The sequence below is a fragment of the Exiguobacterium sp. s125 genome, from assembly GCF_018618605.1.
GTDB lineage: Bacteria > Bacillota > Bacilli > Exiguobacteriales > Exiguobacteriaceae > Exiguobacterium_A > Exiguobacterium_A oxidotolerans.
In genome coordinates this window covers 306645-320700 of the sequence record NZ_JACSMI010000002.1, presented here as the reverse complement: position 1 = coordinate 320700, position 14056 = coordinate 306645, and the positions used below count along the sequence as shown (strand labels likewise).

The window sequence follows — 14056 nt, the reverse complement described above, 5'->3', positions numbered from 1 at the left end:
AAATGATGATTGAAGTCAAGAACTACTCTCAACGCTTCGGAAAAACCGACGTGTTGACAGATGTCAATTTTTTAATTGGTCAAAGTGAAATCGTCGGGCTGATTGGACCAAGCGGTTCCGGTAAAACAACATTAATCAAGTCGCTGATTGGCCTCCAAACCCCGTCAAGCGGAACCGTCACTGTACTCGGGTCACAGCAGCCGTCGTTACGTCAGGCAGAAAAAATCGGCTATATGGCGCAAGCCGATGCTTTGTATGAGGATTTGACGGCACGTGGCAATTTACGCTATTTCGGCAAGCTGTACGGCTTAAAAAAAGACCGCCTCCGCGCCCGGATCGAATCCGTCCTCCAGTTCGTCGACTTAAAGCAGGATGCCGACCGCCCGACCCATCAATTTTCCGGTGGGATGAAGCGCCGCCTCAGTCTTGCGATCGCCTTGATTCATGAACCGACTTTGCTTCTGCTTGATGAACCGACCGTCGGAATTGATCCCGCCCTCAAGAAAACGTTCTGGCACGAGTTCGACCAACTGCGGAAGTCTGGCGTCACAATCCTCGTCACGACACACGTCATGGATGAAGCCGAGCGGTGCGATCGTTTATTATTGATTCAACATGGGCGATTGATCGACGCCGGTACGCCCGCGGAATTAATTCAACGATTCGGCTCAATCGATGAAGCTTTCATCCGAAAGGAGCAAGTCTGATGCAGACACTGACCGTAGCAGAACGTGTCATCTCGCAAATTTTTCGGGACAAACGGACCATTGCGATGATGTTCCTCGCCCCCCTATTCGTTCTCTTTTTATTATCATCAATCCTCGGTTCGAGTTCGGATGAAGTCACGATCGGCACCGTCGACCTACCCGAAACGTTTGACGAGGTTCTCGCATCGAAAACGGCGACGACGACCTATCCGAGTTATGCGGACGGAAAACAGGCGATGGAAGATCAACACATCGAGGCATTGATCACGTACCGGGATGATGCCCCGGAGATTTTGATTGAAGGCGGCGACGTCTCTAAAAATGCCCACGCCATCCAGGTCATCCGCGAAACGTTAACGGCAATCGAGATGAAGCAGGCGACGACAGCGAATGCACAGTTACGCGAAACCGTTAATCAACTGCAACAACGGCTCGAACAATTGACGAATCAAAAATTGACCGTTCCCCCTATCGCCTCACAATCAATGATGGAACCAGATATCCGCTTTTTATATGGAGATAAAGATGCAGAACTGTTTGATCAAATTGCACCTGCCTTGATGGGATTTTTCATCTTTTTATTTGTCTTCATCATCGCCGGGGTCAGCTTTCTCCGTGAGCGGTCCAGCGGGACACTCGAACGGACACTCGCTACTCCGCTCAAACGGTCGAGCATCGTCTTCGGATACTTCGTTGGCTTTTTCTTGTTCGTCACGATTCAAACTGTCCTTATTCAACTATTCATCGTTAATATCTTGAACGTGACACAACAAGGCAACTATTTTCTGTTACTCTTCGTCAATTTATTGACGGCAAGCGTCGCCCTGTCACTCGGACTCCTGCTGTCGAGTTTCGCACGGACGGAATTCCAATTGATTCAGTTCATCCCGCTCGCAATCGTCCCGCAAATCTTTTTCAGCGGTCTATTTGATTTGACGGATGCCCCGACCTGGGTCGAAGTCATCAATCGGCTGATGCCGTTGACCTATGCCGCCGATGCCCTGCAAAACATCATGATTCGCGGGTACGGTTTCCGTGAAATTTGGCTCGACCTTGTGGTCCTTGCCGGATTTATGCTTGTCTTCGTCCTCCTGAACATGCGTGCCTTACGGAAACAGCGGCCGGTGTAAGGGCACTTCGTACAAAGGGAATTGACAATCCATTATTTTCCTTATATACTTTAGTCAAAATTGACCGAAATGAGGCCGTCCAATGTAAATTCATCTAAACTCCTAACCACTAACTAAATATGATTGATGTGGAGGTTTTTTAGATGAACCGTTTTACGACTTTACTGGTCAGCCAGTGGATGGCGAATGCGGGGGACGCGCTCTACATCGTCGCCCTCATCGCTACCTTGTATCAACAAACAGGACAGGCGAGCACAGCTGCGCTCTTTCCGATTGCCGTAACGGCAGGCATGACGGTCAGCGGCTTCTTTTTCGCCCGCCTTGCGAAGCAGATGCCCCATGCAACGCTTTTGTTGCTCAGCCAGCTCATGAAGACCCTCTCGCTCGTCTTGATCGTCCTGCTTGATTTACCACTCGTGGCGTTGCTCCTTCTCGTGGTTTGGATTGCCTTTCTCGACGGCTTTGCCCGACCGATTGAAAGTGCCTTTATTCCGCAAATCACGACCGATTTCCAAAAAGCAAACAGCATCGTCCAAGGAACGAATCAAGTCGTCCAACTGATCATGTGGCCGCTCGGCGCGATTTTAGTCAGTACAGGGTCGCCCCAGTCCGTCTTATTCGTCTCATTGCTGCTTTTTCTTGTTGCAAGTATCGGAACGGCGCTATTTCGTTATCAAGTGCGCTCCCTTCAAGGGTCTGTGGAAGAAGCGGACGAGGAACCGACGTTTCGTTCAAGTTTGCAGTATACCCGGACTAACGTACCGGCCCGTTTGAATACGGCATTGCTTGGCATCGATGCTTTCGCGAGTACCGCCTGGATTTCTGCGTTATTCCTCGTCTACATCGCTACGCACCTGCATGTGTCGGACAGTTGGTGGGGCATCTTGAATGCATTTTATCTGCTCAGCATGATTGTCGGGAGTTACCAGATGCTCCGACGCCGAAAGCAACGTTCACTGCTACAGTTCAGTGTGTTGCTCTCGATTGTCGCGACGCTTCTGTTTGGTCTCGCTCCGTATGTTGTAGTCGCCTTGATTGCTTGCGTCGTCCAGGGCTACGCCAGTCAACTCCGGGCGATAGAATTAAATACACGGCTTCAAGCAGATACCCCAATCGCACGGTTACCTTACGTTTACAGTGTTCAACAGACCGTCTATACGATTAGCTTTTGTCTCGGGAGTCTCCTGTTCGGTCTTCTCGCCGATTGGCTGAGTATCGAAGTCGTCTATCTCATCGCGAGTATAATCGCGTTGTTAATGATTCGTCCGGCCCGGCAATTACGCAAGCAAGTAGCAACCGAACGGACGCAACAGATTTCTTAAGCAACGGTTCGTTATACAGAAGTGGAGCTGAAGGGATGTGTTGGAGATTCCTTGGTTTTTCCCAAACGTTTTTCTGCACACAATGAAACGCCGCTGATTCCGTTTTTCATACGGAATCAGCGGCGTTTTCGATATCTTCCATGACGACGAACACCATGTTTTAAGCAGGCCTTCCCATGTAGCCGTCAAATCGACGATGGCGTCATTCCCATCGTTTGCTTAACCACGCAACGTATAACCAAAGGACGAACGACACGAGACACAGATACACATACGCTATGTCCAAACTCGCCCGCTCACTGATGAATCCGAACCCGAGACCGACGATGATGATCAGCACGCTCTCTAGCCAGGAAGCAATGGAAACGATTGTTGCCCGCTCTTTTGCTGACGCATAAGTTTGCAAGAGACTACTCGTCATCGGCTCCGACTGACCGTATAACAGAAACACCATGAACAGGAAGAGGATACTTGCCATTCCCGTCAAAGAAAAACTAATGATACTTACGAAAAAGACGACTAACATCCCGTTCAAGTTTACCTTCAACGAACCCTTCTTCAATGCGGGCAACAGGTTGCCAACGCCTTGCGCTACCATAATTAAAATGAACACGAGACCAAATCCAGTCACGGGAATGCCACGATCACGCATTGACAATTGCCAAAATTCTTCGATGAAATTAATCGTCGTCCCGAATAGGACACTAAATAGAAAAATCCGGATCAACATGGGGCGTGTTCTCAGTTCTCGCCAAACGAGACGAAGTGGACGGGCTGTCGATTCTTCAACCACGAGTCGCGTTTCATGTAACGTCAGGCTAACCAGTGTCGCACTCATTAAACTGATGAGCGAAATCTTGTAATGAAATTCAAACGCAGTGGACTGCGTCAACCAACTGCCGGTGAGGGCAGCAAGTCCCGCTGTCATGAGGCTGACTGCATTCAGTCGACCAACTGTCCGTTCGAATCGCTCGACTCGACCGACTTGTTCAAGCGTCTCAAATAAGAAGGCTTCTTCTGTCCCGCTGATCGCAGCAGCCCCGACCCCTGCGAGTACCATCGCACCTAAAAAAGCAGTCAACGTATACGCGTTTAATAGAATCGCGAAGGATAGACATTCTGCCATCATCCCGAAGACGAGAAACCACTTTCGCCCGAAGCGATCGGTGGCTCGTCCGAACGGCAACTCAAGCGACAATTGAGTCAAAGCGAAGACAATTTCTGCGTAAATCACATCGAGAACACTCATTCCACGCGCTTCCCAAAACAACCGCTCAATCACATAAGCAGGTACGAAAGCTGTTGCAAAACGCATCATATATAATTTACGGACGTTCGCTTGAATCGCCGTTTAACAAGGAGGGCGGATTGTACGCATCAGTCAACATCCTCTCTTATTTTTTTAAAAAAACCGTTAGTTTCCATTTCCCGATTTCAAGCAAGTTAATCCCATGTCCGTGATTATATCGTAGATAGACAAACCCCCTACGCCGTATAGACGCAGAGGGTTTCCTTCATTCAAAATCAGTTATTTCCAGTGTTGGTGAGAGTGCTGTCGGATTTTCTTGAATGATGGGCAATTCGACTGTAAAGCTTGAGCCGGCGCCTTCTGTCGAATCGACGTGAATCATGCCTTCATGGGCACGAACGATTTCTTGACAGATTGCAAGTCCAAGTCCTGTTCCACCAATTTTTCGGCTATCGGAATTATCGACCCGGTAAAACTTGCTGAATAACTCTGGCAAGGCGTGACGGGGAATACCGATTCCTTCATCTTGAATCCGAATCCGCAATAAGTCATCGGCAGGTTCGATTCCAATCGTAATCGCGCCGCCATCCGGTGAATACTTGATGGCGTTGTTGATTAAATTACCGAACAGTTGTCGCATTTTTTGTTCATCGGCTTGAATCATTTCGACTGCTGCGTCATCCGTCTCGAGCAAGACAGTATGAGTTTGAGACGAACCGACTTGGAACTCAGCGATTTCACGAATCATCGCTACGACGTCAAGCTCTTTAAAATGATAGTGTTGCTGACTGGATTCCATCCGTTGTACGTCGAGGAAGTCATTGACGAGTCCCGTCAATCGCTCAGTCTCGGCATGAATCGTTTCGAGATAGCGTTGTTGGCGGTTAGGTGTCAACTCTTTTGCTAACATCAGTTCCGTGTAGCCAAAAATCGAAGCGAGTGGTGTCCGCAACTCATGCGACACCGTCGAGACGAATTCCGACTTCATCCGGTCGACTTCTGTTTCGACCGTGACGTCACGCAAGACGAGCATCGTCCCACGGAAACGTCCACCGTAATGAATTCCTTCTGCATAGAGCGTGACGAAACGCTCCTCTTTATTAAGTGATAGCGAAAGACTTTCCGTCGGTACTTGATGACTGCAGACTTGATTCATGTATTCAAGGAATGCCTCGTGTTGATCGACTTGAACCGCCAATTCTTCAATTTTGACATCGAGCGTCATCAAACCCTCGTCATTGAACTGATCGTGCGCTGGATGATGGAACAACGCAAGCAATGGACGATTGGCAAAAATCCGGTCTTCTTCGATATACATGACTGCCTCACGAATCGAGTGTAGCAGTTTCGATGTTTTTTCACGTTCCCGCTCAATTTCATCGAACACACGCATCCGTAGTAAGGACAAGGCGAGCTGACGAGAGAACGACCAAATTTCAGCCGTTTGGTCTTCATTGAATTGATCACGGTAACGGACAAGATAGATGCTTGCAATCATCATGTTCGTCGATGGGTCCATGACGGGTACGACCGTTTCATACATGCTATAAGGGTACGGCAACGGATGATCACTCGTCACTTGTTTCGTTGAACGTACGGCTTTTTTATGCATGCGCGCTCGCTCAAGTAGAGAAAGTGATGACGTCAAAAGTTTCCGTTCTTGATCGACCGTCATGCCGTAAGAGACGATATCCGTATACTCGTCCTCGTCAAGAAAGACAATCGCTCCGAACTCGGCATCTGTAATCGAGATTAATTTTTCGATGATGGCAGGATAAGCTGTTAACGTCTCGCGTGAAGCGAGCGTTTCTGTCAATTCATTCCGGTACCGCAGATGCGTCTCATTGCGTAACGTCACATCAAGCGCTTCTTCGAGTTCTTCTTGTTGTGTTTGAAGCTCCTCTTGTTGGGCAACTAACTCTTCTTGTTGACTTTGTAATTCATCGTTACTTGAGACGAGTTGCGATTTTTGATTTGAAATCGACGCAGCCATTAAATTAAATGTCGTCGTCAACTCGCCAATCTCGTCTTTTGCATTTAAGACCTCAATGGGTGAAGCATCTTCACCTTTTGCTAATCGACTGCTCTCTCGGTTCAATTGACGCAATTGACGTGTAATTTTCGCGACAAATGGTCGAACGAATAACACGATGATGAATAAAAGAACCGCTAAGTTAATTAAGCCGAGAACTTGAGATGAGTTAACTTGTGTCCCTAGTCGATTTTGGGCAGCGAGTTCCTTCTCATTTAATGAATTACGATAATCCGTAAAGACGGTCTCCATGTCAACGATACTCGAACTCATGTCCGCAGCACTTTTCGTATCGATGTTAAATTTCCGATCCTCATCCAGGTTCGGTGTTTGCGTGACTTTACCGAGCGTCGCCATTTGTAAGAACGGTTCTTCGACTTCACCGTCTTTTTTAGCATCAACATAATTAATCAGGCTCGGCATGACGCGCGTCGTGTAGGCGTCATACAGCTCCCGTGCATCATTCGCGTATTGCTCTTCTTCTGTAAATGCCGCATTTTTTTCGAACCACGTCGTTTGTTGATCGATATTTTGTTGTTTCGTTTTAATTTCCTCTAACATTTCATCGTCTCCAAGTAAGACGAATCCCCGCATCTCATATTGAAGACTTTGCCACGATTCATATAAATTCGTCGCATTGGTCCGGTGTTCGTTTAACGTCGCTAGTTCTTGTTTAGCTTCTTGCACCTGCTGTTTCGTATAGAAATATACACCTGCTGATGTCAGCAATAACATTGCTAAAATAATATAGAAAGCGGACATGATTTGGCGTCCGATTGTTCGATTAAGCCATGTTCTCATAAACGATCGATCCTCCCCCTTCTCCTCTAGTTGAATAATACGTATAGGAGATACCTGTCCTTTCTATTGTAAAGGTTTTTTATACTTTTCCATTAAATATGCTCATTTTTTTTTACTTTTCATCTAATTTTAATAAAAATAGTTGTATGTTACAAAAACATGACAAAAAGGTTCGGATTCACTCCTTTTTCGTCAGAAAAAATGCCCCGCCACATACTCGTGACCGGACATTCTTGTTCATGCATGATGCGAATGGTGTGTCGAATGATGATGGATAGGTGCTTCATCTGCCAAGATTTCGCCGTCGAACAGACCAAGCCTTGCATACTGTGCCGTGATGTCTTGTTTCGTCATCTCGGTGATTTGATCTGTCGTGCTGATCAACGTTGAGATTCCTTTCACCAACCGGACCGGTTCTAAATTTGTTTTCTCGACCGGAAACGTCGACAAGGAGCGGAGATAGGCGACGTAGGCTTGTGCCCCTTCTTCCGTCGGTGTAACGAGCTCAGAAGCGTGATGGCGCAAATGATTCGTCAAACTGCTTGTCGAGACGCCTTTCGTGACGGCACTGATCAAGGCAAAAGCCATAAAAGACAAGATTACGATAAAAAAGATGACCATGAAGACCGGCATGTCTGAAAAGAAACTTTCTCCTTCGACGTAAGCCATCGTTCCTCCCGCTTTCAGCAGCGACAGGAACGGACCCGAAATACTACCTGACATGAAGATTTCCCCCTATTTCGTTTGATATCTGTTCATACGCAAACGACGCACAAAAGGTTTCTAGTTCTTTCCATCTCCAAGTAAAACTTCCGCATTAAACCAGTCTTCGACAAACAATGACCCGGCCGGTCCATCAATCTGATAGGAATACAAAACGGAAAAATCGCCTTCTGTCATCATCGGTAAGGTCAGTTCCCGTAAGACCGCTTTGACTTCTTCTGTCATCCTCGTCTCATACTGAACAAATCCGTCTTCCCGCGTTTGCTGTTCTTTCAAATATGGCAACAACAGTGCTTTGCCAAATGATTGGGGGTCATCGATGACTTCAGCCACTACACCGAATAGTTCTTCCGCTTCAAAAATCAAATCATCGGCTTGTCCGATCGTCACTTCATCGGGAAACCAAACCGTCAATTTTGTTCCTTCCTTCAAAAACCGTTCGAATATCGGAATGAACGCCCTGTTCTCCATTAAATCGTAATGCATCATGACTCTCCTTTCATAAACTCGAATTTTAATTGATCGCGCTCTAGATACAACATCGCCTTGAATGTCCGGCCATTTTTCTTCATCTCGAGCGGTTTTGTTTTTTGAGTCGTTAAGATTTTTTTGACTTCCGCCTGTGTCACGCGCGCTCCGAGGATTGTTTTCGGTAATGTAAAACCGCAGTTCGTTTTTTGATACCCGCTGCAGCCATAAAACTTCCCACGATCAAGCACTTCCGCCTGACAGAGCGGACATGGTCCGACCGGGCGGTTCGTTGCGGCGGCGTGACGCGTTTTTGATTTAACTTGCGACGGATCGACGTGCAGTTGCTCGACACGCGACTTCGCATCATCGACGAGGTGTTGCGACAGTTTTTTCGCTTGTTCGACGAACTGGGCAGCGGATGCTTCCCCTTTACCGATTTGGTCAAGCCGACTTTCCCACTTTGCCGTCATCTCAGGTGATGCCAAGATGCTCCCGCTGACCGCCTCGATTAAAATCCGACCTTTTGCTGTCGGATGGATCTCTTTTTTCTTCAGCTGGATGTAATCGCGTCGCTTTAATCCGTCGATGATTCCGGCACGCGTCGCCTCCGTACCAAGTCCCTCGATTTCTTTCATGATCGCCTGTAATTCATTTTCAAGGACTTTCCCCGCTGTCTTCATGCCGAGGATTAATGTTCCTTCCGTATAGCGTTTCGGTGGCTCCGTTTGTTTTTCAAGTAACTTTGCCCCTTTAATCGGGACGTGTTGTCCGTGTTCGACTGCCGGCAGTTCGACTTCCTTCGCCTCAATTTGCAAGACTTCTTTGAAACCGCGCGCAATCGTCCGGCTACCTTTTGTCAAGAAACGATCCTGCTCCCTCGTCGTGATGATGTCTGTTTTTTCAGCGCGCGCGGGGGGTGCAAAAGCTGCTAAAAACCGCCGGACGATTAAATCGTACACTTGTGCATCACGCCCCGATAACTTCGCGACCGCTCCCGCTTCTTCTGTCGGGATGATTGCATAGTGATCACTGACTTTCGCAGAATTGACATACCGTTTATCGTGTGTGGGATCTTTCGTCAAAATTTCCTTCAGTCCACCGTATTCCGGTTGCTTCAACAGTCGATTCAAAATCGTCGGGAACTGACCCGCTTCTTCCTTTGAGACGAACGATGAATCCGTCCGGGGATAACTGATCCAACCGCGAATGTAGAGTTTTTGAGCGATATCAAGTGTTTCTTTTGCGCCAAGTCCGAACCGTCGACTCGCTTCCGTTTGCAACAACGATAAACTGAACCAGAACGGCGGTTTCTCGATTTGTTCCGTCTTCGTGATGGACGCAACGATTCCTTCCCCCTTCGTCCGTGCCTTGATTGCTTCCGCGAGTGCCCGATCGGTCAGCTTCGTCTGTTTTTTTTGATCGATGTATTTTCCTTTATACAGCGAAAAGTCAGCCTCGACTTCAAAATAGGTTTCCGGCTTGAACTGTTCGATTTGTTTCTCACGTTCGACGATCAAGGCAAGTGTCGGTGTCTGGACACGCCCAAGCGAAAAGACATCGGCAATGCCTTTTTTCTTCAGTAACGTCGTATAGGCACGCGATGCATTCATCCCGATCAGCCAATCGGCGCAAGCGCGGCTCATCGCCTCATGAAAAATATTTTCCGTTGCTTTTCCGTCCAGTAGATTCGCAAATCCATGATCGACGGCTTGCGGCGTCAAACTTGAAATCCACAGTCGCTCGATCGGTTTTGCATTGTTGGCCAGGCGAAGAATTAATCGGACGATTGCCTCTCCCTCTCGCTCGGCATCAGATGCTATAATGATGGAAGTCGTCGTCCGCTCGTTCAACAGTTTTTTTATGACTTGAAACGCTTTGCTTTTCCCTTTAGCGAGCCGGTAATCGAACCGTTCCGGAATGATTGGCAAATGGTCATAGTTCCAGCGTTTCCATTTAGCATCATAATGGGCCGGTTCCTGTAATTCACAAAGGTGACCGACGGCGTAAGCCAGTTTCGCTCCACTCGGGAAACGCTCACACGGTTTGATTTCGATGTATCCGTCCCGCTTGACCGATGGATACGGCGCTGCGAGCTTTTCAGCCTGTTTTGGTTTTTCCGCAATGATCAATTGCATTGTTACACCCTCATTTCCTAACTACAGACACGTGGAGGTACTCATGCCGTATTTTACTTTGTTCATGGCGTTATTCTTTATTTCGACATCGGCTATTTTCGTGAAATGGGCAGACACGCCAATCGAGGCCGTCGCTTTTTTCCGAATGTTATTCTCGACGTTTCTTTTACTGCCGCTCATTCAAGTTAAAGAATTGTTCAGCCTCAGTTCCTCAACGATCCGCCACATGATTTTAAGTGGCGTCCTGTTAGCCGGGCACTTTTGGTTATGGTTTCTCTCTCTTGATTATACGACAGTTGCCAGCTCAACGCTCTTCGTAACCGCCAGTCCCATCTTCGTCTTAGTCGGGAACGCCGTCTTCTTTAAGCAACACCCGTCGCGAAAAGCGTTGTTTTTCGTCGGCGTCGCCCTGATTGGCGGCGGACTGGTCGCATACGGTGATATCGCCGTCGGAACACGTGCCTTGATTGGTGACGGGCTGGCCCTACTCGCGACGATTTTAGTCGCCGGATACTGGTTGCTCGGGCAACACGTCCGGACAAGTGTCTCGACGAATACATATTCCTTTGCCGTCTATGCCGTCGCGTCCGTCGTTTTGCTGCTGTTCTCACTGATTCAGTCCGTCGATCTCGTCTCGGCGTTTCAAACGGATTGGTTGATTTATGTATTGCTCGCCATCTTCCCGACGTTGCTCGGGCATAACTTGTTCAACTGGGCGCTGTCCCGTGTCAGTGCGAGCATCGTCAGCATCACGATTCTCGGTGAAGCGGTCTGGGGAATGATTTTCGGGTACTTCTTATTCCAGGAATCGCTGACTTGGATTCAAATCACGGGTGCCGCGCTACTCCTTGTCGGCATCGGTCTGTTCTTACGCCGGAATGAAAAAGACATCCGGGCGCAACTCGTCGCACGTGAAACGGCGACTTCTGTTACTGAATAAGCAAACCGCTGAATGTCCTCCTCTCACCTGCGAGTCGGACGTTCAGCGGTTTTTTTAGTTTGGTTTATCGTCCGGACGAACTTTTGGTAAGCGGAACGTCATCGCGAACGCGACGAGCGCACACAATACACCGCCGATGAAGACAAGCCGTAACCCGTCTGCTAAGGCCAGTTCCGCCGCCGTATGGACGGCATCTCCATACCGGTTCGCCGTCGTCGCTTGGAAAAATGGATCAATTGAATAACCGGATAATATTTTCGAATCGTTAAACGCTTGAATGATTGATAGATTAAAAATCGTCCCGAAGATGGCGACACCAAGCGTTTGTCCCGTCGTACTCAAAAAGGAGTTGACGGCCGTCGCTGAACCACGGAGCGAGCGACCGACTGATGTTTGCAAGACAACGATGAAGACCGGTTGCGATAAACCGAACCCGATTCCAATCAAGGAAACCGCAAGATAGAGGAACACATCACTCGTCTCACGTGAGATGAAGACTAAAATCAGCATCCCGACGACGAGTAACCCCATTCCGGTCATCGTTCGATAACGGGGTGACGCCGTCCCAATCGATCGGCCACCGATGATTGCCGTAATCGTCCAAAATAACGAGAGCGGCATCAACATGAAGCCGGCTTCAGTCGGACTTTTTCCGAGGACGCCCTGTGCGAAAATCGGGATATAGGCTGACATCGAGACAAGCACCCAGGCGGAGAAGAACACTGCCAGATTGATCACGGCAATGACCGGATGTTTGATAACAGCCGGCGGTAAGAGTGGATCACTCGCTTTTTTCTCGGCTTGATAGAAAAAGAATAATAAAACCGCACTGATCAAAAAACTACCGATGACCGTCGGACGTAAAAATTGTTCCGCTTCACTTCCTGATAACAGACCGTATAGTAACGCACTCATCCCGACCGCAAACAAGAGCGCTCCCCGATAATCGATTTTTCGCGACGTCTCCTTCACGGTTTCCTTGTAGAAGACGACAATCATGATGAACGACACAAGCGCAAACGGAACGTTCAACAGGAAAATATACCGCCAGGATAACGATTCGACTAAAAATCCACCGAGGAGTGGTCCGGCAACGCCGGATATCCCCCAAACGGCACTCAAGATTCCCTGAATTTTTCCACGTTCTTCATATGTATATAAATCGCCGATGATCGTCATGGCAATCGGCAGAACCGCTCCTGCTCCGATTCCTTGGACCGCGCGGAAAATGATTAGTGTCTCCATCGACTGCGCAAGCCCACACGCTAACGAAGCGAGTGTAAAAACGCCAATTCCAAATAACAAGACGCGTTTCCGACCGTATAAATCAGCCATCTTCCCGTAAATCGGCGTCGATACTGCCATAAATAAGAGAAATCCTGCAAAAATCCAACTGACAAGCTTCGCCCCATTTAATTCACTTGCCATGACGGGTGTTGCCGTCGCGACAATCGTTCCTTCGATTGCCGCTAAAAAAGTTGCTAACAACAGCGCAATCGTGACATTTTTTCTCATGCTTCCGCACTTCCTTTCTCTTTCTTATCATACCGGTTCTGCCCCTTGTTTCGAAAGTAAATGCTTACTCGGCAGGATTCAAGGGAACAATAGGGAATGGTACAATTAGAAAATGATTCAATTATGTGAATGGAGGATTTTGTTATGTTACGAAAAACAGCTTTAATTACAGGGGCTTCTGGCGGAATCGGACTTGATCTTGCCGTGCTCGCAGCGCGCGACGGGTTTGATTGTGTCTTAATCGCCCGAAACGAAAAAAAATTAACGGAACTTAAAAATGTTCTTGAAAAACGTTATCAAATCAAAGCCTATACGTTCGCAGCGGATTTATCACAGGCCGACAGCGTCTCACGTGTTCTGACGTACCTCGATGAACAAGAATTGACTGTTGATTTGTTATTCAACAACGCTGGTTTTGCGACATCCGGCCGTTTCGCGGAAATCGATCCATCGGAAGACATCGACTCGATTCATGTGAATGTCGTCGCTTTAACGGAACTGACGAAACGTTTGTTACCAGGTATGGTCAATCGTGGCTTCGGACGTATCTTGAACGTCGCTTCCGTCGCTGCTTTCATGCCGGGTCCATACATGAGCGTCTATTACGCAACAAAGGCCTACGTCCTGTCCTTCTCTGAAGCACTCGCTTCTGAACTTGATGGTTCAGGTGTTACGGTCTCATGCCTCTGTCCGGGACCGACGGATACAAACTTCTTTAATCGGGCGAACATCACATTGCCTTTCCAAAGCATGCCGTCACACCTCGTCGCCTTCGCGGGTTACCGCGGTACGCTTAAAGGGAAACGTGTAATCGTTCCAGGCGCGAGCAATCGGGCAATGGTCTCACTGGCTAAATTCTTACCTCGCCGTCTCTTGACAGAATTAACAGGTCGCATCCAGGATCCTGCTCGTCAAGATCAAGACACAACGGAAGAAGATCTCGCGTACTCCAATTAATCGACGCTTTCTTAAAACAAGTCCCGCTAGCTCGGCTAGCGGGACTTGTTTTATAGAGGAGACTTTTTTTAAAG

11 protein-coding genes are annotated in these 14056 nt (G+C 48.1%); 5 read left to right on the top strand and 6 right to left on the bottom strand.

What is annotated here, in order from left to right; genetic code table 11:
* Positions 1–5 precede the first annotated feature (5 nt).
* The 3 genes from KNQ05_RS09280 (at position 6) to KNQ05_RS09270 (ending at position 3159) form a co-directional block, all read left to right on the top strand.
* Positions 6–707 (top strand): ABC transporter ATP-binding protein, encoded by a 702-nt coding sequence (locus KNQ05_RS09280; RefSeq protein WP_088838456.1) that lies wholly within the window; start codon positions 6–8, stop codon positions 705–707.
* Positions 707–1837, top strand: coding sequence for an ABC transporter permease (locus tag KNQ05_RS09275; RefSeq protein WP_088836665.1), 1131 nt, complete (start codon positions 707–709; stop codon positions 1835–1837). The genes KNQ05_RS09280 and KNQ05_RS09275 overlap by 1 nt, the downstream gene beginning before the upstream one ends.
* Before the next feature lie 143 nt (positions 1838–1980).
* Positions 1981–3159: an MFS transporter gene (locus tag KNQ05_RS09270; protein WP_214805205.1), complete on the top strand. Its 1179-nt coding sequence runs from the start codon at positions 1981–1983 to the stop codon at positions 3157–3159.
* Positions 3160–3361: 202 nt separating this feature from the next.
* Here KNQ05_RS09270 and KNQ05_RS09265 read toward each other — a convergent pair whose 3' ends face one another.
* The 5 genes from KNQ05_RS09265 to KNQ05_RS09245 form a co-directional block, all read right to left on the bottom strand.
* Complete coding sequence (locus tag KNQ05_RS09265) at positions 3362–4474, bottom strand: MFS transporter (RefSeq protein ID WP_251132540.1); 1113 nt, start codon at positions 4472–4474, stop codon at positions 3362–3364.
* 199 nt (positions 4475–4673) lie between these two features.
* Positions 4674–7241 carry an ATP-binding protein gene (locus KNQ05_RS09260; RefSeq protein ID WP_214765333.1) on the bottom strand — a complete coding sequence of 856 codons (2568 nt, stop codon included), beginning with the start codon at positions 7239–7241 and terminating at the stop codon, positions 4674–4676.
* A gap of 237 nt (positions 7242–7478) precedes the next feature.
* Positions 7479–7964 (bottom strand): hypothetical protein, encoded by a 486-nt coding sequence (locus tag KNQ05_RS09255; protein WP_088836661.1) that lies wholly within the window; start codon positions 7962–7964, stop codon positions 7479–7481.
* Between the two features lie 60 nt (positions 7965–8024).
* Positions 8025–8450: a hypothetical protein gene (locus KNQ05_RS09250; RefSeq protein WP_214805203.1), complete on the bottom strand. Its 426-nt coding sequence runs from the start codon at positions 8448–8450 to the stop codon at positions 8025–8027.
* On the bottom strand, positions 8450–10570 hold the full coding sequence (locus KNQ05_RS09245; RefSeq protein WP_214805201.1) for a type IA DNA topoisomerase: 2121 nt from the start codon (positions 10568–10570) through the stop codon (positions 8450–8452). Before KNQ05_RS09245 ends, KNQ05_RS09250 begins: the two co-directional genes overlap by 1 nt.
* Before the next feature lie 43 nt (positions 10571–10613).
* Between KNQ05_RS09245 and KNQ05_RS09240 the strand changes: the two genes are divergently transcribed.
* Positions 10614–11510 carry a DMT family transporter gene (locus KNQ05_RS09240; RefSeq protein WP_088836658.1) on the top strand — a complete coding sequence of 299 codons (897 nt, stop codon included), beginning with the start codon at positions 10614–10616 and terminating at the stop codon, positions 11508–11510.
* 54 nt (positions 11511–11564) lie between these two features.
* On the opposite strand, the gene KNQ05_RS09235 is transcribed toward KNQ05_RS09240, so the two are convergent.
* Positions 11565–13025 (bottom strand): MDR family MFS transporter, encoded by a 1461-nt coding sequence (locus KNQ05_RS09235; RefSeq protein ID WP_088836657.1) that lies wholly within the window; start codon positions 13023–13025, stop codon positions 11565–11567.
* Positions 13026–13169: 144 nt separating this feature from the next.
* Between KNQ05_RS09235 and KNQ05_RS09230 the strand changes: the two genes are divergently transcribed.
* Positions 13170–13982, top strand: coding sequence for an SDR family NAD(P)-dependent oxidoreductase (locus KNQ05_RS09230; RefSeq protein ID WP_214805199.1), 813 nt, complete (start codon positions 13170–13172; stop codon positions 13980–13982).
* Positions 13983–14056 lie beyond the last annotated feature (74 nt).

What these genes read in the sequence shown, in the direction of transcription:
- KNQ05_RS09280 (WP_088838456.1), top strand. Translation starts at nt 6, where the DNA reads ATGATTGAAGTCAAGAACTACTCTCAACGCTTCGGAAAAACCGACGTG.
- KNQ05_RS09275 (WP_088836665.1), top strand. Translation starts at nt 707, where the DNA reads ATGCAGACACTGACCGTAGCAGAACGTGTCATCTCGCAAATTTTTCGG.
- KNQ05_RS09270 (WP_214805205.1), top strand. Translation starts at nt 1,981, where the DNA reads ATGAACCGTTTTACGACTTTACTGGTCAGCCAGTGGATGGCGAATGCG.
- KNQ05_RS09265 (WP_251132540.1), bottom strand. Translation starts at nt 4,474, where the DNA reads ATGCGTTTTGCAACAGCTTTCGTACCTGCTTATGTGATTGAGCGGTTG.
- KNQ05_RS09260 (WP_214765333.1), bottom strand. Translation starts at nt 7,241, where the DNA reads ATGAGAACATGGCTTAATCGAACAATCGGACGCCAAATCATGTCCGCT.
- KNQ05_RS09255 (WP_088836661.1), bottom strand. Translation starts at nt 7,964, where the DNA reads ATGTCAGGTAGTATTTCGGGTCCGTTCCTGTCGCTGCTGAAAGCGGGA.
- KNQ05_RS09250 (WP_214805203.1), bottom strand. Translation starts at nt 8,450, where the DNA reads ATGCATTACGATTTAATGGAGAACAGGGCGTTCATTCCGATATTCGAA.
- KNQ05_RS09245 (WP_214805201.1), bottom strand. Translation starts at nt 10,570, where the DNA reads ATGCAATTGATCATTGCGGAAAAACCAAAACAGGCTGAAAAGCTCGCA.
- KNQ05_RS09240 (WP_088836658.1), top strand. Translation starts at nt 10,614, where the DNA reads ATGCCGTATTTTACTTTGTTCATGGCGTTATTCTTTATTTCGACATCG.
- KNQ05_RS09235 (WP_088836657.1), bottom strand. Translation starts at nt 13,025, where the DNA reads ATGAGAAAAAATGTCACGATTGCGCTGTTGTTAGCAACTTTTTTAGCG.
- KNQ05_RS09230 (WP_214805199.1), top strand. Translation starts at nt 13,170, where the DNA reads ATGTTACGAAAAACAGCTTTAATTACAGGGGCTTCTGGCGGAATCGGA.